At 66.0% G+C, this 21,594-nt stretch carries 23 protein-coding genes; 11 read left to right on the top strand and 12 right to left on the bottom strand.

Annotated elements, in window-relative coordinates:
- Positions 1 to 2: 2 nt before the first annotated feature.
- Positions 3 to 1,262, bottom strand: coding sequence for a gephyrin-like molybdotransferase Glp (glp, locus tag ACFQZZ_RS32385; protein ID WP_378688395.1), 1,260 nt, complete (start codon positions 1,260 to 1,262; stop codon positions 3 to 5).
- 130 nt (positions 1,263 to 1,392) lie between these two features.
- A complete protein-coding gene (locus ACFQZZ_RS32380) occupies positions 1,393 to 2,364 on the bottom strand; it encodes a UTP--glucose-1-phosphate uridylyltransferase (protein WP_378688393.1) in 972 nt (323 codons plus the stop codon).
- Positions 2,365 to 2,475: 111 nt separating this feature from the next.
- Here ACFQZZ_RS32380 and ACFQZZ_RS32375 point away from each other — a divergent pair, with 111 nt between their 5' ends.
- The 4 genes from ACFQZZ_RS32375 (at position 2,476) to mscL (ending at position 4,731) form a co-directional block, all read left to right on the top strand.
- The gene (locus ACFQZZ_RS32375) at positions 2,476 to 3,066 is read left to right on the top strand and encodes a 5-formyltetrahydrofolate cyclo-ligase (protein ID WP_378688604.1); all 591 of its coding nucleotides are present in this window, start codon (positions 2,476 to 2,478) and stop codon (positions 3,064 to 3,066) included.
- Positions 3,067 to 3,135: 69 nt separating this feature from the next.
- Positions 3,136 to 3,432 carry an FmdB family zinc ribbon protein gene (locus ACFQZZ_RS32370; protein WP_378688391.1) on the top strand — a complete coding sequence of 99 codons (297 nt, stop codon included), beginning with the start codon at positions 3,136 to 3,138 and terminating at the stop codon, positions 3,430 to 3,432.
- A gap of 79 nt (positions 3,433 to 3,511) precedes the next feature.
- Positions 3,512 to 4,216, top strand: a complete 705-nt coding sequence (locus tag ACFQZZ_RS32365) for an SAF domain-containing protein (RefSeq protein WP_378688389.1) — start codon at positions 3,512 to 3,514, stop codon at positions 4,214 to 4,216.
- Between the two features lie 110 nt (positions 4,217 to 4,326).
- The gene (gene mscL, locus ACFQZZ_RS32360) at positions 4,327 to 4,731 is read left to right on the top strand and encodes a large conductance mechanosensitive channel protein MscL (RefSeq protein ID WP_378688387.1); all 405 of its coding nucleotides are present in this window, start codon (positions 4,327 to 4,329) and stop codon (positions 4,729 to 4,731) included.
- Positions 4,732 to 4,818: 87 nt separating this feature from the next.
- Here mscL and ACFQZZ_RS32355 read toward each other — a convergent pair whose 3' ends face one another.
- From ACFQZZ_RS32355 to ACFQZZ_RS32320, 8 genes are all read right to left on the bottom strand, one after another.
- Positions 4,819 to 5,487, bottom strand: a complete 669-nt coding sequence (locus ACFQZZ_RS32355; RefSeq protein ID WP_378688384.1) for an MspA family porin — start codon at positions 5,485 to 5,487, stop codon at positions 4,819 to 4,821.
- Positions 5,488 to 5,549: 62 nt separating this feature from the next.
- Entirely contained in the window at positions 5,550 to 6,224 is a 675-nt protein-coding gene (locus ACFQZZ_RS32350; RefSeq protein ID WP_378688381.1) for an MspA family porin, read from the bottom strand.
- Positions 6,225 to 6,546: 322 nt separating this feature from the next.
- Complete coding sequence (locus tag ACFQZZ_RS32345; RefSeq protein ID WP_378688379.1) at positions 6,547 to 7,215, bottom strand: MspA family porin; 669 nt, start codon at positions 7,213 to 7,215, stop codon at positions 6,547 to 6,549.
- Positions 7,216 to 7,277: 62 nt separating this feature from the next.
- The gene (locus tag ACFQZZ_RS32340; RefSeq protein ID WP_378688376.1) at positions 7,278 to 7,952 is read right to left on the bottom strand and encodes an MspA family porin; all 675 of its coding nucleotides are present in this window, start codon (positions 7,950 to 7,952) and stop codon (positions 7,278 to 7,280) included.
- Between the two features lie 687 nt (positions 7,953 to 8,639).
- The gene (locus tag ACFQZZ_RS32335) at positions 8,640 to 9,134 is read right to left on the bottom strand and encodes a molybdenum cofactor biosynthesis protein B (protein ID WP_378688601.1); all 495 of its coding nucleotides are present in this window, start codon (positions 9,132 to 9,134) and stop codon (positions 8,640 to 8,642) included.
- Positions 9,135 to 9,256: 122 nt separating this feature from the next.
- A complete protein-coding gene (locus ACFQZZ_RS32330) occupies positions 9,257 to 10,702 on the bottom strand; it encodes a S1C family serine protease (protein WP_378688374.1) in 1,446 nt (481 codons plus the stop codon).
- Positions 10,703 to 10,813: 111 nt separating this feature from the next.
- Positions 10,814 to 12,289, bottom strand: coding sequence for an ATP-binding protein (locus ACFQZZ_RS32325; RefSeq protein WP_378688371.1), 1,476 nt, complete (start codon positions 12,287 to 12,289; stop codon positions 10,814 to 10,816).
- Between the two features lie 11 nt (positions 12,290 to 12,300).
- Positions 12,301 to 12,987 carry a response regulator transcription factor gene (locus tag ACFQZZ_RS32320; RefSeq protein ID WP_378688368.1) on the bottom strand — a complete coding sequence of 229 codons (687 nt, stop codon included), beginning with the start codon at positions 12,985 to 12,987 and terminating at the stop codon, positions 12,301 to 12,303.
- A gap of 351 nt (positions 12,988 to 13,338) precedes the next feature.
- Here ACFQZZ_RS32320 and ACFQZZ_RS32315 point away from each other — a divergent pair, with 351 nt between their 5' ends.
- Genes ACFQZZ_RS32315 through ACFQZZ_RS32295 form a run of 5 tightly spaced genes read left to right on the top strand, consistent with a single transcriptional unit; the run spans position 13,339 to position 18,437 of the window.
- Complete coding sequence (locus ACFQZZ_RS32315) at positions 13,339 to 16,248, top strand: ATP-binding protein (protein ID WP_378688367.1); 2,910 nt, start codon at positions 13,339 to 13,341, stop codon at positions 16,246 to 16,248.
- Positions 16,245 to 16,652: a roadblock/LC7 domain-containing protein gene (locus ACFQZZ_RS32310; protein WP_378688365.1), complete on the top strand. Its 408-nt coding sequence runs from the start codon at positions 16,245 to 16,247 to the stop codon at positions 16,650 to 16,652. Before ACFQZZ_RS32315 ends, ACFQZZ_RS32310 begins: the two co-directional genes overlap by 4 nt.
- 7 nt (positions 16,653 to 16,659) lie before the next feature.
- Positions 16,660 to 17,034 (top strand): DUF742 domain-containing protein, encoded by a 375-nt coding sequence (locus ACFQZZ_RS32305; protein WP_378688362.1) that lies wholly within the window; start codon positions 16,660 to 16,662, stop codon positions 17,032 to 17,034.
- Positions 17,015 to 17,638 (top strand): ATP/GTP-binding protein, encoded by a 624-nt coding sequence (locus ACFQZZ_RS32300; protein WP_378688360.1) that lies wholly within the window; start codon positions 17,015 to 17,017, stop codon positions 17,636 to 17,638. The genes ACFQZZ_RS32305 and ACFQZZ_RS32300 overlap by 20 nt, the downstream gene beginning before the upstream one ends.
- Positions 17,631 to 18,437, top strand: coding sequence for an MHYT domain-containing protein (locus ACFQZZ_RS32295; RefSeq protein WP_378688358.1), 807 nt, complete (start codon positions 17,631 to 17,633; stop codon positions 18,435 to 18,437). The genes ACFQZZ_RS32300 and ACFQZZ_RS32295 overlap by 8 nt, the downstream gene beginning before the upstream one ends.
- A 43-nt stretch (positions 18,438 to 18,480) precedes the next feature.
- Here the strand turns inward: ACFQZZ_RS32295 and ACFQZZ_RS32290 are convergent, their stop codons facing one another.
- Positions 18,481 to 19,293 (bottom strand): VOC family protein, encoded by an 813-nt coding sequence (locus ACFQZZ_RS32290; protein WP_378688355.1) that lies wholly within the window; start codon positions 19,291 to 19,293, stop codon positions 18,481 to 18,483.
- A gap of 187 nt (positions 19,294 to 19,480) precedes the next feature.
- On the opposite strand from ACFQZZ_RS32290, the gene ACFQZZ_RS32285 reads away from it, so the two are divergent.
- Positions 19,481 to 20,557: a glycoside hydrolase domain-containing protein gene (locus tag ACFQZZ_RS32285; protein ID WP_378688352.1), complete on the top strand. Its 1,077-nt coding sequence runs from the start codon at positions 19,481 to 19,483 to the stop codon at positions 20,555 to 20,557.
- A 526-nt stretch (positions 20,558 to 21,083) separates the two neighbouring features.
- The gene (locus ACFQZZ_RS32280) at positions 21,084 to 21,308 is read left to right on the top strand and encodes a hypothetical protein (protein WP_378688349.1); all 225 of its coding nucleotides are present in this window, start codon (positions 21,084 to 21,086) and stop codon (positions 21,306 to 21,308) included.
- Between the two features lie 111 nt (positions 21,309 to 21,419).
- Here the strand turns inward: ACFQZZ_RS32280 and rpmF are convergent, their stop codons facing one another.
- The gene (gene rpmF / locus ACFQZZ_RS32275) at positions 21,420 to 21,593 is read right to left on the bottom strand and encodes a 50S ribosomal protein L32 (protein ID WP_328406332.1); all 174 of its coding nucleotides are present in this window, start codon (positions 21,591 to 21,593) and stop codon (positions 21,420 to 21,422) included.
- Position 21,594 lies beyond the last annotated feature (1 nt).

Genomic DNA, 21,594 nt, shown 5'->3' with positions numbered 1-21,594 from the left:
CCTCAGCCACGCTGCGCGAGAAAGGCGACGCGGACCTCGTCACCGGTGCGGATCTCGGTGTCGTCCGGATCGATCACGATCAGACTGTTGGCCTCGGCCAGCGTGGCCAGCAGATGCGAGGAGGCGCCGGCGCCGCCACCCAGTGGTTGCACGAGGTAGTCGCCCGTCGTTTCGTCGCGCATGAGTTGGGCGCGCAGATAGCCCTTGCGTCCGGCCATCGAGGTGATCGGCGTGATGGTCCTTGCCCGGATAATCCGCCGCATCGGATGCCGACGACCGAGCGCGATCCGAATCAACGGACGCACCATCACCTCGAAAACCACCAGTGCGCCAACGGGATTCGAAGGCAGCAGGAAGGTGGGCACTTCGTCGCGGCCGAGCCGCCCGAAGCCCTGGACCGAACCAGGATGCATGGCGACCCGCGCGATCTCCAGCTCGCCGAGACCTTCGAGGGCCTCCCTGACCTGGTCAGATGCCCAGCCGCCGATGGCGCCCGCGATCACCACGACCTCGGAACGAACCAGCTGACCTTCGACCACATCGCGTAGTCGCCGCGGATCGGCACTCACGATGCCGACCCGATTCACGTCGGCGCCCGCGTCACGGGCGGCCGCGGCCAATGCGTAGGAGTTCACGTCGTAGACCTGGCCGGGGCCCGGCGTACGGTCGATGTCGATCAGCTCGCCGCCGACCGAAATCACCGAAAGCCGCGGCCGCGGATGCACGAGTACCTTGTCCTGCCCGACGGCCGCGAGCAGCCCGACCTGCGCAGCACCGATGATGGTTCCCGCACGCACCGCGACATCGCCCGGCTGCACATCGTCGCCGATGCGCCGCACGTAGTCGCCGGAGCGCACCGGTTCGTACACCTTGATCCTGGCCCGGCCGCCATCGGTGAAGTCCAGCGGCAGAACGGCATCCGCCAATGTCGGCAGCGGCGCACCGGTATCGACCCGCACGGTCTGGCGCGGTTGCAGCCTGCTCGGCTGCTTGGAGCCCGCGACCACCTCGCCGACCACCGGCAACGTGAGATCGACCAATTCGCCGTCCTCGTTGCGGATATCGGAACCGGCGGCGGCCACATCGACGCTGCGCACCGCGTAGCCGTCGATCGCGGCCTGATCGAAGCCGGGCAGCGGCCGCTCGGTGACGACGTCCTCGGCACACAGCAGGCCCTGGGCCTCGGAGATCGCGACCCGGACCGGCCGGGGCGCTACCGCCGCGGCGGTCACCTTGATCTGCTGATCCTCAACCGAGCGCATCCAGCCCTTCCTGATCTCTTCGCACCCAACCCGGATTCCGCATCAGCGCAACTGGGTTCGGTGCGCACGACGGTGAACCATCATTCGTACCCGACGGTCCACTATCGGCGAAACCCGACGCCCGCCCGCGTTAGTCGTACGTTGTCAGCTGCGGATCCCAATCCGAACTCAGCCGATGCTGCAGCCACTCCCGCAAGGCGGGGCCGTATTCCTCTCGTTCCAAAGCGAAATCGACCGCAGCACGAAGATAGCCGCCCGGGTTGCCCAAATCGTGGCGCGACCCACGGTGCACCACCACATGGACCGGATGGCCCTCCTCGATGAGCAGCGCGATCGCGTCGGTGAGTTGCAACTCTCCACCCGCACCCGGCTTGATCCGGCGCAGCGCGTCGAAAATGGCGCGGTCCAACAGGTATCGGCCCGCGGCCGCGAACGTGGAGGGCGCGTCGGCCAGTGCTGGCTTCTCCACCATGCCGTTGACGCGCAGCACATTCGGGTTCACCGCATCGGGCACCGGCGCTACATCGAAGACGCCGTAGGCGCTGACCTCGTCTTTCGGGACATCGATGGCGCAGAGCACGGTGCCGCCGCGCTTGCGCCGCACCCGGCTCATCACATCGAGCACACCGCAGGGCAGCACCAGATCGTCCGGCAGCAGCACGGCGATGGCGTCCTCGTCGTCGTCGAGGACGCACTCGGCCTGCGCGACCGCGTGGCCGAGGCCGAGAGGTTCCTCCTGGACGACCGAGGTGACATCGAGCAGGCCCGGCGCCTTGCGCACCTTCTCCAACAGATGGAACTTGCCGCGCTCTTCCAGCGTGCTCTCGAGCATCAGGTCTTCGACGAAGTGTGCGACCACGCCGTCCTTGCCCGGCGAGGTCACGATCACCAGCCGGTCCGCGCCGGAGTCGGCCGCTTCGGCCGCCACCAACTCGATGCCGGGGGTATCAACCACCGGCAGCAATTCCTTGGGCACCGTCTTGGTCGCAGGCAGGAACCGCGTCCCGAGCCCGGCCGCGGGCACCACTGCCGTGCGGAAACACGACACCACCGTGTCATTCGCGGTCTGTCCGGCCGTCTTATTCTCCGGCACTGCTGTCATACGCATACCCTATCCATCCATCGCGGCGTCCCGACGCCCGTCAGGCGCAGCACCGGAAACGGCCGTCAGGCCGACCCGGGTCCCGGTGAGCTTAAGGTGATCACCGTGGAGATGCCCGGTCAGCGTGACAAACATGCGTTGCGCGTCGAAATTCGCGCTCGACGGGCCGCGATAACAACCGCTGACCAGCAGTCGGAGGCGCACGCGCTGGCCGATGCCGTCGCGGGTATGGATCTTCCGGACTGGGTGTGCGCCTACGTGCCGATGCGCGGGGAACCCGGTTCCACCGCGCTGCTCGAGGCCCTACGCGCCGCGGGAGCCCGCGTGCTGTTGCCCGTCACCGGCCCCCCTGGGCCGCTGAGCTGGGCCGAATACACCGGCGTCGAGTGCCTTCGGCCCGCGAAGTTCGGACTGCTGGAGCCGACCGGCGAGATGCTGCCCACAGCCGCGGTCGGCAGGGCCGGACTGATCCTGGTGCCCGCGCTCGCGGTGGACCGTCGCGGCGTCCGCCTCGGGCAGGGCGCGGGCTACTACGACCGGACGCTGGCCGGTGCCGACCCGGACGCACGGCTGGTCGCGGTGGTTCGTGACGACGAACTCGTCGACCGGCTGCCCGAGGAACCGCATGACCTGCGCATGGGCTGGGCTCTCACACCACACGGCGGCCTGCATCGACTCGGTGAAGATCAGAGCACGGAATGAAACACCGATTGGCGGCGTTGGCAGTGTCGGCTGTAGAGTGCCAGATTGACGAACCCTGCGGAGGATCCTGTGCCAACTTATTCGTACGCGTGCACCCAGTGTGACAACCGCTTCGACATCGTTCAGTCCTTTACCGATGAGGCGCTGAGCGTCTGCTCGGAGTGCTCCGGGAAGCTGCGTAAGCTGTTCAACTCGGTCGGAATTGTGTTCAAGGGCAGCGGTTTCTACCGCACCGACAGCCGTGGCGGCGCCTCGACGGCGAGTGAGCCCGCGAAATCGGACAGCGGATCCAGCAGCTCGACGAGCTCGGATTCCAGCTCGTCCACCAGCAGCTCGACCTCGACGAGCACGGCCGTCGCCAGCTGAGTTATCCACAGCCCGTAACTGTCCCCAGCTAGCCGTTCAGGCGGCCGAGCAGGTGTGATTGTGGCCATAGGATCCGGCCATGACTCGATCACTCGGCGACCTCGGTCGCGGCGGCGCACTGCGCTTCGCGCTGTGGAATCGGCCACCATGGGCCGATAGCCTCCTGGCCAGGCGATTGCTCGCCGCCATCCTCACCGCACTCGCCGCGGCGCTCTTCATTCGCGGTGATCCAGGCGCCGAACGCACCCAGATCGTCATCGCGGGCCGTGACCTGCCACCCGGCCATCTCATACAGGCCGATGACCTGCGCTCGGCCGCCCGCGAATCCGATGCCTTGCCGGCAGGCATTGTCACCGACATGTCCAGCCTTGTCGGAGCGACGCTGACCGCGGCAATGCGTACCGGTGAGGTCTTTACCGACCTGCGCACCGTCGGCCCGCGCTTGGCCGCCGTGGCCACCGGAGGCCGCGACGCCCGGATCGTGCCCATCCGCCTCGCCGACACCGCGGTCGCGGAGATCCTCCGGGCCGGAGACCGCGTCGATGTCGTCGGCGCCGAGGAACAGCCCCCGCTAGCGACTGCTTGCAGGTCGATCGAAACGGCCTGCCCTACCGCCCGCCCGGCTCGAACCCTGGCGACCGATGCCGCCGTGGTCTTGGTGTCCGGGCCGGGCGATCGACGCGGCAGCCCAGAACGGATTGTGTTGGTCGCGATGGATGCCGAGCATGCCACCACGGTCGCGGGCGCCTCACTGCGGACCGCACTCACCGTCATCTTCCATTGAGAATGTTCGCCAAGCATTTGCCAACAAGGTCAACTAGCATCGGTCGGACCGGCAGCATGAACCGCCGAGCGTGACTGGAAAGCTCCCCATCCGAAGAGGAGATATCGGCAATGCTCAAGGGTTTCAAGGACTTCTTGTTCCGCGGAAACATCATTGACCTGGCCATAGCAGTGGTGATCGGTACCGCGTTCGTCGCAGTCGTCACCGCGTTCAGCAACGGCATCATCAACCCGATATTGGCCGTATTCGGTGGCGACACCGAGCTCGGCCTCGGTTTCCACCTGGTAGCCGATAAGCCAGCGACCTTCGTGCAGGTCGGCCCTATCATCACCGCGGCCCTCAATTTCGCGATCATCGCGGCGGTGCTGTACTTCGTGGTGGTGCTGCCCGCCATGCACGTCAAGAAGCGCTTCGCTACCAGCGAGGCGGACCTGACCGATTCCGATGTGCTGCGCCAAATCCGCGACCTGCTCGCCGAGGGCAAGGACAGCGCGGGCGGGCGGCACGAATCCTGAACCGAATGCCTTTCCGCGAAAACGCAAACGGGCCCGCCGTGGTGACGACGGGCCCGTTCGGGTGTGCGGAGTTGGTGGCTCCTACGCTCAGCCGAGGCTGAACGGCTTGCCCCACAACGTCACCCAGGTGATGACGGTGTCGGTTTCGACCTCGACGCTGACGAACGCCCGCGCCTGTGCGTAACCGGCACAACCGGTCAGGCCGATGGTCGAATCGGCCCAGGTAACCGAGCCGCTCTCGCCCTTGAATCTGTTGCGCTTCTTATGCGCCTCGTTGCCGAAGTCGTCGGCCACTTCCTGGTCCAGGATGTAGAACGACTGCGACTGACCCGGACCGAGCGACAGGTTGCCACCGCTGGAAGCGCCGACACCCGGCTTGATGGTGTCGCCACTCCAGTCCGCCGTGCCTTCGACACCACCGCTGACGCCACCGCCTGAGATGTTCACTTGGCAGCCGACGGTGTAGCCCGGGAAGATCGCGCCACCGGTGGCACCGGCAACCTCGACCTGGGCAGTACCTGAGACCCAGGCGTTGCGATGCAGTGGCGTAGAGCCCATGGACGGGTTGATGTTGGCGGATTCGCCGACAAGGCGGATCGTCACGACGGTGCCGTCGGACAGCGTCTTGCTGATTTCGCCACCCGGTAGCGGAACGAAGGTATCGGCGTGCGCCGCTCCGGTGGACAACAGACCGAAGGCAATGGTTGCCGCGGCACCGGCACCCGCCACCTTCGCCATGCTTTTACGATTGATCATTGGTTTCCCTCGAGGGTTGAGTTCGCTTCAGCGAGAAGAGTTTTCGTTGGATTCGACAGACGTCAGCCGATGCTGAACGGCGCACCATAGAGGGTGGTCTTCGAGTAGTGGTCACCGATGATCTCCACGACCGTGTAGGAACGCGCCTGCGCATAACCCGCACAGCCCTGGATCTGGATTTCGGCATCCTGATACTCGACGGAATAGACGCCCGGCTTCAGGACATCCTTCGAATCGATCGAAACAAACTTGACATCGCCCGGACCCAACTGCAGACCGATCGAGCCGCCTAGGCTGCCACCGCTGAGGTTGATGCCGCCCGAGATGCCCGCGGAAATCGCGTTATCGGAGATGGCGACCTGGCAACCGACGATGTAACCGGTAGTGAGCGCCGAAGCGCCGTGTGTCGAGGAGTTATTGGTGCCCGGAGCGTTGGTGGCGCCGTTGTACGGGCCCACCTCCCCTTCCGGGGTGACCGAGATATCGGCAATGGCGTTGCCCGATACCCAGACGACGCGACCTGCGCCGTTGGCGGCCAACGATGGTGAAATGAGCGCGCGCTCGGCTGTGTGCGTGATGGTCACGCCCCGACCGACCTTCTGACCGTCCGGCAACGGCACAAAAGTATCGGCGTTGGCAGCGCCGCTCGACATGAGTCCCATTGCCACAGTTGCGGTGGCAGCGGCGCCCGCGATACGGGCACCGCGACGCAACAGGGCGGGGTGGTTGTTGCTCATACTTCCCCTCATCAGGTTCTAGCGGTCGGCCTCGGGGTTTGCCGAGGCCGAAAATCTCCCTTTCAGGTCAGACGGCCTTGCTGGAATGGACTGTCCACCATAGGAACTGCCGACCATCTCGTTGATGAACGATCTTGGGGTTTCAATGTTATTTGTTTCCTTCACTTCTCTCAGGAAATTCGCCCAAGTTACGCCGCAACTAGGCCGTCGCCCGATACGATCGGCGATCATGTTGGGCAACAAGGGGTCTACACGCGAAACGGGCCCGTTGCGAAAGCAACGGACCCGTTTCGTGTGCCGCAGGCCATCGGCCTGCAAAGACTCAGCCGAGGCTGAAAGGCTTGCCCCACAGCGTCACCCAGGTGATGACGTTGTCGGTCTCGACCTCGACGCTGACGAACGCGCGCGCCTGTGCGTAGCCACCACAGCCGGTCAGGCCGATGGTCGAATCGGCCCAGGTGACCGAGCCGCTGCCACCCTTGAACTTGTTGCGCTTCTTGTGGACCTCGCTGCCGAAGTCGTCGGCCTGTTCCAGGTCCAGAATGTAGAACGACTTCGACTGGCCGGGGCCGAGCGTCAGGTTGCCACCGCTGTTGGCGCCGACGCCGCCGGTGACGGTATCGCCGCTCCAGTCGGCCGTGCCTTCGACACCACCGGAGGCGCCGCCACCCGCGATGTTCACCTGGCAACCGACGGTGTAGCCCGGGAAGATCGCGCCACCGGCATCGCCGGACACCTCGACCTGAGCACTACCGGAGACCCACGCGTTGCGGTGCACCGGGGTGGAGCCGAGGGACGGGTTGATGTTGGCGGATTCGCCGACCAGCTTGATGGTGACGACAGTGCCGTCGGACAGCGTCTTGCTGATTTCGCCACCCGGCAGCGGAACGAAGGTATCGGCATTCGCGGCGCCAGTGGAGAACAGGCCCATGGCGATGGTGGCGGCGGCACCGACACCGGCCATCCGCGCCACGTTCTTACGGTTGATCATGTTTTTCCCTCAGGGGTTGAGTTCGCTTCAGCGAGAAGAATGTTCGTTGGATTCGACCGACGTCAGCCGATGCTGAACGGCGCACCATAGAGGGTGGTCTTCGAGTAGTGGTCACCGATGATCTCGACGACGGTGTAGGAACGCGCCTGGGCGTAGCCCGCGCAGCCCTGGATCTCGATTTCCGCATCCTGGTACTCGACCGAGTAGACGCCCGGCTTCAGGATGTCCTTCGAGTCGATCGTGACGAACTTGACTTCACCGGGGCCGAGGTTGAGGCCGATCGAACCACCGAGGCTGCCACCGCTGAGGTTGACGCCGCCGGAGACACCGGCGGAGATCGCGTCGCTGGCGATGCTGACCTGGCAACCGACGATGTAGCCCGTGGTGAGCGCCGAGGCGCCGTGGGTCGAGGAGTTGTTGGTGCCCGGGGCGTTGGTTGCGCCGTTGTAGGGTCCGACCTCTCCTTCCGGAGTGACGGTCACGTCGGCAATGGCGTTGCCGGAAACCCAGACAACACGGCCGGCGCCATTGGCGCTCAGCGACGGCGAAATCAGGGCGCGCTCACCCGTGCGGCTGACAGTGACGCCTTGACCGACCTTCTGACCGTCCGGCAACGGTACGAAGGTGTCGGCGTTGGCAGCGCCGGTAGAAAACAGGCCCATGGCCACGGCAGCGGCAGCGCCGACGCCCGCGACGCGGACACCGCGGCGCAGACCGTTGGTGCGGTTCTCGCTCATACTTCCCCTCATCAGGTTCAAACAGTCAACCTCGACCATCGAGGCTGGACGGTGGTCCTCTCAGGCCCAGCTCAGTGTGTGCTTCGTTTGTTGCCGATATGTAACCGGCTGTTATCTCGGCGCAAAGCTCTAGCTGGCCAGGAACCGGAGCCAGGTTCCATTAGTTCGGCGCATTCGCGCCGCTCCGGGCCTGCAAAGTCCAGCATGTGGTGGCTCCCGGCGAACACTAAACGTTCGGTAACGGTGAGGCAACGTAAAGAATCGTAAATATCAATGTGATGTAAATCACAATCGTTGCTATGCACACGTAGCTTGACGTGCATGAATAGCTGAAAAATGACCGACTTGGGTGCGAATGGGTGCCCACGTCGCATAGAGGACATCCGTCAAATACGGGACAAGGCCGTAAGTATCGGCCGGAATTTTTTCAGCCCAAAGAAATCACAGATAAATAACGGCATCAATGGCCCGTTATACGTAGCTGGGCAGTAGATGAGCCTCAGCCGTGGTGCGGCGGCACCTGGGCACGTAACCAATCATCGGAGGGCGAACCCACCTCGGAATCATGGTCGCGTTCGTCGCGCGTGGTGTCCGGCAGAGTGTCACCGAAAATTTTGTTCAGGCGCGCGGAGTCCCTCGCCCGGCGCACGGCCGGGCGAGGGTCTTCGGATGAGTCCGGGGCCGGAATTATTCGGCCAATCCGGACAGCTCGCCGATCACTCGGCTGGCGAGCGGTCCGAGGGTGGCCATACCGTCGCGGATCGCCGACCGGGTACCCGGCAGGTTCACCACCAAGGTGCTGCCCGAGATACCGGCGAGACCACGCGACAGACCCGCGTCGAGCGAGCCGGCCACCCGGCCGGAGGAGCGCAGTGCCTCGCTGATGCCGGGCAGTTCCCGGTCCAGCACCTGAGAGGTTGCCTCCGGCGTGACATCACGCGGGGACATTCCGGTGCCACCGACGGAGATGACCAGGTCGACGCCGCCGATCACCGCAGTGTTCAGCGCGTTGCGTATCTCCACCTCGTCGGCCTGCACCGTGACCGAAGCGTCTACGAGGAAACCCGCCTCGGTCAGCAGCTCGGTAACCAGTGGGCCGAGCGAATCCACACCTCCATGCGCCGTTCGATCGTCGACGACAACCACAAGTGCGCGCCCAGCCACAGGAGCATCGATTTCCATGGTGCTCACCGTAGCGTCCGCCTCGAGTAGCCGGGCGCCCGCGCCTACAAGCTCGGCGTCCATCGCGAGCAGCTCGGCGTCCACACCGAGCCGGGGCGTCCAGCCCCCGGGCAGCACGCGCATCACCGGCCACCGTCCGCGGGCGCGCCGGAGAGGGTCACCTCGACGGTCTTGGTGTTGTTTCCCTGTTCGTCGGTGTATGTCACCTTCACCTTGTCTCCTGGCTGATGTGAGCGGACCGCCGCGATGAGCGCGTTGCCCGAATCGATGGGCCGGTCGTCGAGCTTGGTCACGACAGCGCCCGCGGGGATGCCGGCCTTGGCGGCCGGGCCGTCCGGGGTCGACTCCAGGACACGTGCCACCGTGTCCTGCGGCCGCAGCTTGACGCCGAGCTGTGCGTAGGTCGCGTGGCCGGTCTTGATCAGCTCGTCGGCGACCCGGCGGGCCTGATCGACCGGAATGGCGAAGCCGAGGCCGATCGAACCGCTCTGCTGGCCGCTCTGCTCACCCGCGCCCAGGCTCGCGATGGCGGTATTGATGCCGATCAGCTTTCCGCTGCCATCGACGAGCGCACCGCCGGAGTTGCCAGGGTTGATCGCCGCGTCGGTCTGAATGGCGTCGATCACCGGATTCACCGACGGATCGGGGGTGCCCTCACCGCTGGTGGAAACCGGCCGGTTCAGCGCGGAGACGATGCCCGTGGTGACCGTGCCCGCCAGGCCGAGCGGCGAGCCGATGGCGATGACCGACTGACCGACCTGGAGGCCCGAGGAGGCGCCGAGCTCGATCGGGGTGAGCCCGTTCTTGCCGGTGACCTTGATGACGGCCAGATCCGATACCGGATCGGCGCCGACCACGGTCGCGGGCGCGGTGCTGCCGTCGGAGAAGACCACTTCCATCTTGGCGTTGGCGCCACCGCCCGCGGCTACGTGATTGTTGGTCAGGATCAGGCCGTCGGAGGACAGCACCACGCCGGAGCCCTCGCCCTCGGCCCGATTGCTTGCCACCTTGATCATCACCACGCTCGGTAGCACCTTCTGTGCCACCGCCTGGGTGGTGCCCGCCGGGGCATTGGCCACGTTGTTGACGTTGGGCTTCGGGGCATCGAGGGCATTGGTCACCGCGGAGTGCCCGGAATCCGACCGGGTGGCCAGCGCACCGACCGCGCCGCCGACGCCACCGCTGACCAGAGCCAGCGCCACCGCACCCGCGACGAGCCCGATCCGGACGGGACGCCGCGCCGGTCCTGGCTGCGGGCCGAAGGCCGCGCCCGGCATTCCGCCGGGCGGGATCGGCGGATCGAACGATGACGCGTTGTACTCCTGGCCCGATTCATAGCCGGGGAAGGGTTGCGTCTGATGAGAAGCGGTCTGATGGGGGGCGGTGTGGTGAACGGCGCCCTGATAGGGCCCGACGGGGTAGTAGGGCGGCTGCTGCGCGCCCAACCCGGGCGGCGGCGCATACGGCCCCTGCTGTCCCGCGGCCGGGATCTGCGTTGTCGAATGCGGGCCGGGGGCGGCACTCGCAGCGCCCGGCTCCCCCGGCCGGTGCTTGGAATCCTCGGTCATGGTTTCTCGTTTCTCCTCACGTCTCCGACCAGCTTGGCGGCGACGGCTTAGAGCGGACTGAGACCCTGCTATCAGTTGTCCGAGATCTTTCCCACCGGGGGATCTATTCGGCTACTGATCGCGTCCTTCTTCGGCGGCGGCGCTCGTCCCGGGCGCACCACCTTCACCGGGTAACACGATACGGATCAGCGCGCCGCCGCGCGGAGATGTATCGATGGTGATCGTCCCGCCGTGCTTGGTCACCACCTGTTTGACGATGGCGAGGCCGAGCCCGGAGCCGGGCATCGAGCGCGAGACCGTGGTCCGGTAGAACCGCTCGAAAACGAGCTCGCGCTCGTCGGCCGGAATGCCTGGACCCGCGTCGTCGACGGCGAGTTCGAGCAGCCCCCTTCCTGCCTCGCGCATGGTGACATTCACCTGTGCCCCGGCCGGACTCCATTTGGCGGCATTGTCGAGGACGTTGAGGATCGCCCGCTCCAGACCCGCCTCGTGGCCGTAGACGAACCACGGTCGTAGCTCGGCGACGAACTCGATCGAGCCGCGACGCCGCCGCGCCCGTTCCAGCGCGCGCTCGGCCACCTCGCCGAGATCGATTCGGTCGTAGACGGTTTCGGGTGCGTCCTCACGCGCCAGATCCACCAGGTCGCCGACCAAGGTGGACAGCTCCTCGATCTGCCCCATCACATCCGAACGGAGCCCTGCCATGTCCTCCTCCGGGATCGCGGGCGCGCCGGGGCGGCTGGAGGCGATCAGCAGTTCCATGTTGGTGCGCAGCGAGGTGAGCGGGGTGCGCAATTCGTGCCCGGCGTCGGCGACCAGTCGGCGCTGGCGGTCGCGCGACTCGGTCAGCGCGCGCAGCATGGTGTTGAAACTCTCTGTCAGCCGGGCGAGTTCGTCGTCACCGGTGACGGGTATCGGCGTCAGGTCGTCGGTGCGGGCCACACGTTCGGTCGCCGCGGTCAACCGCGCGATCGGACGAAGTCCGGTCCTGCCGACCGCGGTGCCCGCCGCCGCGGCGAGTACGACGCCGCATCCCCCCACCACGAACAGCAACCACGCCAGCCGGTCGAGCACCTCGCGGGTCGGTTGCAGCCGCTGCGAAATGATCAGCGTCGCACCGGAATGCGTCGGCATGGCGAGTACCCGCTGATTGCTGACGGTGCGCAGCGACGAGGGCAGCTTGCCGTCGGCGACGGCGAGTTCCTCGCTGCCGACCGGCGGAATCGTATGCTGCGGCGGCATGTACGGCTTGTGGTCGGGGAAGACCAGCGCGACGCCGACATCGTTGGAGTACAGGCCGGCCAGCACGATCGACTGGAAACCGAGGCTCTCGAAATTGTTGTCGATCATGGTGGCGGCGCGGGCTTTCAGCTGCGCGTCGACATCGGCATACAGCGCGCGCGCCACCATCGCGTAGGCCGCGATGGAGGTCACCGCGACCGCGATGGCGACCACCGAGGCCGCGAGCAACGTCACGCGCCACCGCAGCGAGACCGATCTTGTCAACGGCATGGGCGGGCGCATCTCCGCCGAGTCCGGCGGGCCGAGTGCGGCGACCGCGGGTCGCTTGGGAATTGTTCGCGCCATGAGCCGGCGGCCTACGGAGGTGTTTCGCGGAGTACGTAGCCGACGCCACGCACCGTGTGGATGAGTCGTGATTCGCCCTCGGCCTCGGTCTTGCGGCGCAGGTATCCGATGTAGACCTCCAGCGCGTTGCCGGAGGTCGGGAAGTCGTAGCCCCAGACCTCCTCGAGGATGCGGCTACGGGTCAGCACCCGGCGCGGGTTGGCCATCAGCATTTCCAGCAATGAGAATTCGGTGCGGGTCAGGCTGATCGCGCGCTCGCCACGGGACACCTCCCGTGTCACCGGATCCAGCGACAGGTCAGCGAACGTCATCGTCTCCGACAGCTCGTCGGGGTCGGTGGCCCGCCTGCGCAACAACGCCCGCAACCGAGCCAGCAATTCCTCCAGCGCGAATGGTTTCGGCAAATAGTCGTCGGCACCGGCATCGAGTCCGGCAACCCGCTCGGAAACCGAATCCCGCGCCGTCAAAACCAGAATCGGAAGGTCGTCACCGGTACTGCGCAAGCGTCGGCAAACTTCGAGCCCGTCCATCCGCGGCATCATCACATCGAGCACGAGTGCATCGGGTCGCTGCGCGGTTGCTTTCTCCAACGCGTCGACGCCATCTACCGCGAGATCGACGGAGTAGCCGTTGAAGGTCAGCGACCGGCGCAGTGATTCACGGACGGCGCGATCGTCGTCGACTACCAGAATGCGCATGCCACCAGTTTGACCGCACCGACTGAGAGTCGACTGAGAGGGCAGCCTCCGACACGCCGCGTCAGGCCCGCAGCCTGCCGATGAGTGATACTGGTCGAGTGACCAGCCGCTTTCGTGACCTTCCACAGAACTTCCCGTGTCTGGGAACCAATTGAGTGTTGAATCATGTTCTGTATAGCCATATTCCGCCGAATATCAGACTGAGAGCCCCAGATTGCCGTGGCTCACTCTGCGCGGTATGTTCCCTGCGGTAAAAAGAAGACCTCTAGTTGGTTCTCAGCGGGTTGAATCAAAACCGAACAGCCACGCGCCATCCGGGGGCCACTCGTGAAGCGGAGGCAACGGAAGCGGATGGAAGCTGCACCGCGGTCCTGGCAATTCAGCCTGTCCAACTGGTCAGTCACTCGCAAGGTCGGCATCGTGCTGGTGCTCCCAGTGCTGCTGGCAACCGTGTTCGCCGTACTCCGTATCAACAACGAGCTGCGCACCATGTCGCAGTTGGACGCGGCGACCGAACAAGTCATCATCATCCGCCCGATCGGCAAGTTCGGTACGGCCACCGAACAACTCGCGATCGCGGCGACCTCTTCATGGGGCAATATCGCCGACCCGGCGACCGACGCGGCGCTGACGAAATTCGACCAGGCGCTCGCAGACCTCGAGGCCGCGATGCACACCTCCAAGGTCAGCAACCGCGTCAGCGCCGAGCTCGCCTCGGCCGTCGCCACCGGCACCACCATGCGCAACAGCCTGCGCAACGGGTCGCCCGCGATGGTCGGCGAACAGGCCGACGAGATCGCGGTACGCATCGGCAACGCCTTCGCGATGTCGCCCTCGGTCGAGGACCTGATCATCCAGCGGTACTTCCTGCAGATCGGCGCGGTCCAGACTTCGCGACGCGTGCTCACCCAGCAGCGCATGCTGATCGGTTCTCCTGAGGCGGGTCGCAATCCGAGCGTGCGCCCCCGTGTGCTCACCTCGGCAGGCGCCGAGATGACCATGATCAACACCTACGGGGTCATCCTCCCGGACAACGCCACCAACATGCGCCCGATGCTGGACGCCGTCTCGACTCGACTTGCGGCCTTCAGCCAGAACGTGGGCGACCCGACGACGAATCCCGCTGTGCTCGACTCGCTTCTGGCCAGCGCCGACCTGTACGAAAAGACCACCGCCCAGCTGACCGACACCATCGACGGGGCACTGGCCAACCGGACCACCGAGGCGCAGACCGGTGCGCTGCGCGAAACCACCATCGTGATCGGCATGCTGCTGGCCGGTCTCGCGCTGGCGCTTGCCGTCGCGCGCACCCTGGTCGTCCCGGTCCGCAGGCTACGTCGCGACGCACTCGAGGTCGCGCACGTGAAGCTGCCCGAGGAACTCGCCGTGGTGCGCAGCGGTGGCGCGACACCGGAGATCACGCCGGTCGCCGTACACACCACCGACGAGGTCGGTCAGCTAGCGAGAGCCGTCGACGAAATCCACGAGCAGGCGCTGAATCTGGCGGCCGAGCAGGCCCGTCTGCGACTGCAGATCGGGAACATGTTCGAAACCCTTTCGCGTCGCAGCCAGTCGCTCGTCGAACAGCAGCTGGCACTGATCGAGGATCTGGAACACGACGAGGACGACGGCGAACGGCTGCAGAGCCTATTCCGCCTCGATCACCTCGCGACCCGTATGCGCCGCAACGGCGACAACCTGCTGGTGCTGGCCGGCACGGCGCTGCGCCGTGGTCAGCTGCACCCGGTGCCACTATCGGACATGCTGTGGAGCGCGGTTTCCCAGGTCGAGGACTACCAGCGAGTCGAGATCGGCGCGGTCCCCGACGGCATCGTCGCCGGTGAGCCCGCGGTCGACATCGAGCACCTGCTCGCCGAGCTGATCGACAACGCGCTGCGCTACTCGCCGCCGACCACCCCGGTCGCGGTGATGGTCGCACGCGCCGTGGACGGCGGCTACCTGATCGAAATCACCGACCGCGGCCTCGGCATGGGCCTCGACGATCTGCAGACGACCAATGACCGGCTCGCCTCCGGTGGTGAAGTCACCGTCGAAACCGCACGCCGCATGGGTCTTTTCGTCGTCGGCCGACTCGCGAAGCGGCACACCATCACAGTCAGCCTGCGCCGGACCTCGACGATGGCGCAGCAGCCCGGCATTACCGCCAGCGTGCATCTACCCGGTGCGCTCGTCGCGCCGCCGATGGATCCGGAGCCGACGCAGAAGGCACTCGAGACCCCCGTCATGCCCGCGCTGCCCGCAGCCCAGCAGCCGCGCACGCTCGTGCCGGTGCCGAGCCTGCCGCAGCGTGAGCCACCGCGTTTCACCAGTTCCGGCCTACCGCAACGCCGTCCGGCCATCCGGGTGGCCGACACCGCCGAGCAGCCCGCCATTTCGGTGCCGGTAAGCAACGAGACCGATCCGCTGCCGGACATGTTCGCCGAGCATCCGGTCGAGACCCCGGGACTCGATCTGCCGAGGGTCGCGCCGTTCGGCGCGCCCACGTCGGCGTCGAACAAGCCGACGACGCCGTCCAACGGCTCCTCCGCTGATGTGGACACCCAGGCCTGGCCCGTCTTCGACACCGGATCCTTCGCCGCCATCGATGATTCGACGTCCGTCGCCGATATCGAACCGCAGGTGCCGCTCGGTCCTGCCGGGGATACGTGGACCGAGGCCGACCCGCTCGTGACGACCGGTGCTGCTTCGAGCGACCTGCAAGCAGTCACCAGCGGTGTTGTTTCGAGCGACCTGCAAGCAGTCGCCAGCGGTGTTGTTTCGAGCGACCTGCAAGCAGTCACCAGCGGCACCGACAGGGAGCCCGCGACAGTATCGGCAGGCGCACGGCCAGCATCACCCGCCAAGAGGCCCACCGACGCACCGGAACCCGCAACGGTCACCTCGACGCGGTTGCAGCCGGTGGCAGGCGAATCGCCGACGCCGATCTACCAGCGGATGGTCTCGGAATGGCTGGTCGAGCCCGCGACCGCGCAGCCGTCGGAGACGGCATGGTCCTCGCCCGCGGCGGACGCGGGCTGGATGGCCGCCGAGGACGCCGCCCGGCCGACCACCACCTCCCGAACCGCTGGCGGACTGCCGATCCGGCGCCCGGGAGCGCAGTTGGTGCCGGGTGGTCTGGCACCCGCCGAGGACGCAGCAGCTCGTGATCCGGAGGAAATCCGGAGCAACCTCACCAGGCATCTCAGTGGGGTCCGCAGTGGGCGGGCCGATGCCCAGTACAACGACGGAGGGCTTGGATGACCAACGCGAACAGCACCACCGATGAAAACCTGAACTGGCTGGTCACCCGCTTCACGAGAGATGTGCCCGGGGTATCGCATGCCGTGCTGGTGTCGGCGGACGGCCTGCTGCAGGCAACCAGCCCGCACCTACCCAGTGACCGGGCCGAGCAGCTCGCCGCGGTCACCGCGGGCCTTGCCAGTCTGTCGGCCGGCGCCGCGCAGCTGTTCGACGGCGGCAAGGTGATGCAGTCGATCGTGGAGATGCAGCGCGGCTACCTGCTGGTGATGAGTGTCGGCAACGGCTCGCACCTGGCCGTACTCGCCAACAAGTCACACGACATCGGCCGCATCGGCTACGAGATGGCCCTGCTGGTCGACCGAGTGGGCACGGTGGTCACAGCCACCGCCCGTTCCGCAGTCTGAGGGTGAGATGTCCAGCCCCAACGGCCCCGGACAACATCGACCGGCAACGCGCGTAAGACCGTACGCGCTGACCTCGGGGCGTACCGAGCCCGCGGTCGACCTGCCGCTTGAGGCTGTCATCGAAACCCTGTCTTACACTGCCCATCTCGACTGGCCAACCGGGGATGTCCGGACAGACATCCTGCGGCTGGGCACCCACCGTCTTTCGGTCGCCGAGATCGCCGCACACCTGGATCGTCCACTCGGAATGGTTCGGGTCATGGTCGGCGACCTGGTCGTCGACGGACACCTGAGGGTGCATTCGACCCTGACCGAAGAGGCGAGTTTCGACGAGCGCCGTTCACTGATGGAGAGGACTTTGCGTGGACTCCGCGCGTTATAACAACCTCGCACCCAACGATTCCGAGGCCCGCGTTGCATCGACGAAAATCGTTGTGGCGGGCGGCTTCGGAGCGGGCAAGACAACCTTTGTCGGCGCGGTCTCGGAGATCGTCCCGCTGCGGACCGAGGCGATGGTGACCCGCTTCTCCGACGGGATCGACGATCTCGCCGACACCCCGGAGAAGGAAACAACCACGGTCGCCATGGATTTCGGGCGGATCGTGCTGCCTGGCGACCTGGTGCTCTACCTGTTCGGCACCCCGGGTCAGCGTCGATTCTGGTTCATGTGGGACGACCTGATCCGCGGCGCCATCGGTGCGGTCGTGTTGATCGACACCAGGCGGCTCGAGGACAGCTTCGCGGCGGTCGACTTCTTCGAGGCACGCAAACTGCCGTTCCTGATCGCGGTCAACCGGTTCCCCGACGCGCCTCGCTTCCCGATCGCCGAACTGCGCGAAGCGCTTTCGGTGCGCGAGGGAGTGCCGATCGTTGACATCGACGCGCGCAACGCCATGGAAGTGCGCCAAGCACTCGCCGCGGTGACCGAATACGCAATCGCCCAGCTGAAAGCCTTGGAACTGGAAGGAACCGCCTCGCATGCATGAGGTCCGGTTGTTCTCGCTCGGGAACAACGGTGCTGTGGACCAGTTCTCCATGGGGTACTGGATCGCCGCGCTCTCCTTGGGGATCTCGGTCCTCGGCGCAGTCGTCGGGGTGGCTTGCATCCTGCACGGTTCGCGTTCAGTTCGATTCCGACTGGTGTGGGTTGCCTCGGCGGCGGTAGCGGTCGGCGGCGTCGGAATCTGGCTCGCCACTTCGGTGGTGCTGCTCGGCGTGCACGTGCCAGGCAGCGACGTGCGGTTCGAGGCGAGCAGCCTGATCTCGTCGATGGTCGCGGCATTCGTCGCGGTGTTCGCCGCGCTGCTGATCATCGGGCGCACCCTGCAGCTGCCACGTCTGATCGCCGGTGGTGTCGTCATGGGACTCGGCACCGGGCTGTCGCTCTATCTGGGCATCGGGTCGATCCGCGTTCAGGGTTCGGTGGAGATTTCGCCTGCGCTGGCCGGAGTGTCGCTGGCGGTCGCGATCGTCACCGCGACGGCCACGCTGTGGTCCATTCAGTCCTTCCAGTTTTCGATGGCTCGGGCGGCGACGACGGTGCTGTTCGGCATCGGCGTAGCCGGTATGTACTACGCCGGAATCGCCGCGATCGAGCTCACGATCGACCCGTCGGCGAAGGCACCGACCGGACTGCCACTGTTCGACTTCGTCTTCCCCATGTTCGTCATCGGGTCACTGGCCCTGACCGTGCCGATCACCGCGGTGCTCGTCGCACCCGATCGGCGCGACACCGCGGCGATCGCCGAAACCACGCGGCGAGCCAGGCTCGAAGCGGCGCACTGAGTCGCTTCGAGCCCCGACCGGGTTCGCGCGGAATCGAACCCGGTCAGCCCTTCGGTGCGGGCATCTCGCCTGCCGCTCGGCTCGGATCGATGATGCCGAACCGCTCGCCCTCCGGTGCCGCGAGGATCGCCGACCGCCCGACCGGCGAGTCCGCAGCGGGCTGCTGCACCGAGCCACCCAGTTCGAGTGCCTTGGCAATGCCCGCGTCGACATCGTCGAACTGGAACCACACCAGCCAGTAGTCCGGCATCGAGTCGGTCACCGTGGCCGAGGCATCGGTCAGTCCGCCGACCGCCTCGGTCCGGTCCGGCGGGGTGAAGGTCAGATACTCGGTGTCGCCGAAATCGAAATCGGTGTAGCTGAAGCCGAAGACATCGGCGTAGAACTTCTTCGCGGTCGACAGGTCGCTGGTGTACAGCTCGTTCCAGACATAGGCGCCGTGTTCGTTGTACACCGCCGCGCCGTTGTGTGCCTTCGCCTGCCATACCGCGAAGACCGCGCCGCTCGGATCGGCGGCGACGAACATCCGGCCGACATCCATCACGTCGAACGTCGGCACCATCAACCGGCCGCCCGCGGCCACGACCGCGTCGGCGCTGGCATCGGCGTCCGCGACCGCGAAGTAGGTCGTCCAGACCGAGGGCATCCCGGGCATGGTGTCGGGTTTGGGCCCGATTCCGGCGGCCGCCGCACCGGACTTCGCCGCCATCAGATAGCCGCCCGAGTCCGGACCGCCGTCCTGGATCTCCCAACCGAACAGCTCCGCGTAGAACTCACCGGCCTTGGCCGGGTCTTCGACCTGACAGTCGATCCAAGCAGGCGTTCCCGGTTGCCAAGCCTCGTTGCGTATGGGCATCGGACATCTCCGTTTCGATGAGTTTCGGTATCGATGACGGCCGAGCGATCGCCTTCACAACTCCGCAGTGCTCAAACCATCCCGGCGACCACGCGAACCACCCCTAGTCAACCAGGCAGGGCCGACAGTTTTCGCGGGTTCGGCAATGCCGCCGATTTCCGTGCCCGACCGATTTACAGTGAGAGATATGCGTTTCGGTCTGGACTACGCCGCGGGACGTCCGGGGGGTGCGGCAATCCGCGCGGCAGGGTTCGATTTCGTGGTGCGGTACCTGTCCGATGGCGGCCCGACGCTGCCAGGCAAGCTGCTCACGCCTGCCGAAGCAGACGATCTGCGCGCGCACGGGGTGTCGATCGTGTCGAACTGGGAGACCACCGCCGCGCGCATGCTCGCCGGCCACGGCGCCGGAATCGTGGACGCCCGCGCGGGGCTGGCACAGGTGCTGCGCTGCGGTGGCCGCAGGGACCGGCCGATCTATTTCTCCGCCGACTTCGACTCGACGCCGCAGGATCAGCTGCCGATCAACGCCTACCTCGACGGCGCGGCTACCGTACTCGGCGTCGCGAATGTCGGTATCTACGGCGGATATTGGTCGGTCAGCCGGGCGCTGGACGCGGGCAGTGCCGTGTGGGCGTGGCAAACCGATGCCTGGTCGGGGACCAATGTCGAGACTCGCCGCAATATCCATCAGACGCTGCGCCAGGTGATCGTCGGCGGGGTGGTCTGCGATGTGAACGAGGCCGAGACCGAAGACTTCGGCCAATGGGATTTCGTACAGGAGGAACCGGACGTGACGCCGGAACAAGAGGCAGTGCTGCGCGATATCCAGATCCAGTTGCGCGGGCCTGGCCTTGCGGGCTGGCCGCAGTTGGGCACCGACGCCGACGGTCACAGCCTGACCCTGGTGGACGGGCTTGCCGCGGCGCTGCACCGTATCGATGACCTGGAGCGTGAATCGACCGGATTGCGAACGCAAATCGGCGAATTGCGTACCGAGATCAGCGAACTCGAGGCCACGACGGCCGACCTGGTCGAGGAGATCGAGCGGTTGAACGGGCGCCATTGGCCATGGCCACTGTCCCTGATCGAAGGTCCCGCGACGCTCGTCGCGGAGCAACTGGCTCGACTGGAGTCCTTGTTGCCGGACTTGCCCGGTTTGCCGGGCCATGACGACACGGAGCGGAAAGAGCCGCCGGAGAACGAAAGGTTGGCGCAGATCGGTCCCCGTACAGTGAACTCGACCTCGCCTACAGTCCGACAGTGACCGACCGGCTCATCGGCCGCGAGTCGCAGGGAGACAAGGGATTCGAAAGATCGAGATCGGCCGATTCGGCCGGAAATTTGGCGATGAGCGGGTTCTCTCGGGGGTCCAGGAGAACCCGCCCTCTCGCACGAGGGTACCGGCGCCGGAACACGAAATCATCACTTCATGAGGACTTTTACGGACACCAAAAACCAACCCTCAGTAGGTATTTCGTCCTGTGGCTACCGCATCGCAATCGAATCTCCGCAAAAAATACCATGTGGCGTAGGACACATCGGTAGCTCATCGCTAGCGGTGCCGTTTCGAGCGACCTGCAAACAGTCGCCAGCGATCCACCGCATAGGACGCTGACCTGCCCCTGCCAGCATGGACCGACCATCGAATTCGGTCGGACGACCTGAAACCATCCTGCCCCGCGCGTTCAGCACCCACGACGGCACCGATCGAGTTATCGTCGCCTGGCACAGAGCGCTCGGTCGAGCGGTGCTCGGCCGGGACCCATTCAGTTCCATCCGAAGGAGTTCGCATGGCTGTCAACGTGGTGCTCGACAAAGCGCTCGATAAGGCGTACGAGAACAAGTCGCTCGCGGATATCCTGGCCGCGCCGCCCTCGGCACTGGCCGGCCTGACGGAAGCGCACGACAAGCAGCTGCTGGATGCCCTGAAGATCAAGACGATCGCCGACCTCGGCAACAACAAGTTCTTCCGGCTCGCGGCGGTCCTGGCTGATCTCGCAGCCAAAGAAGACTGATCAGACACCGCTGGCGACTGCTTGCAGGTCGGTCGAAATAGCACAGTGGGCCGGCAGGATTTCCCGTCGGCCCACTGTTGTTCGGGCGCAACCCGTTCGAGGCGGACCTGGTCAGATCCGATCGAGGTCGATCAGCCCGCGTCGCACGGCCTGCAGCAGCCGGCGCGGCACCTTGTGCACCACGCCACCGACCGTGACCGGCACCAGATCGGGTGGCGTCGCCTTCCACTGGGCGCGGCGGCTGCGGGTATTCGATCGCGACATCCGACGCTTCGGGACCGCCATG

This window comes from Nocardia sp. GCM10030253, from assembly GCF_042675075.1.
Taxonomy (GTDB): Bacteria; Actinomycetota; Actinomycetes; order Mycobacteriales; family Mycobacteriaceae; genus Nocardia.
The sequence above is the reverse complement of the archived record's forward strand: the minus strand, read 5'-3'. Positions and strand labels throughout refer to the sequence as shown.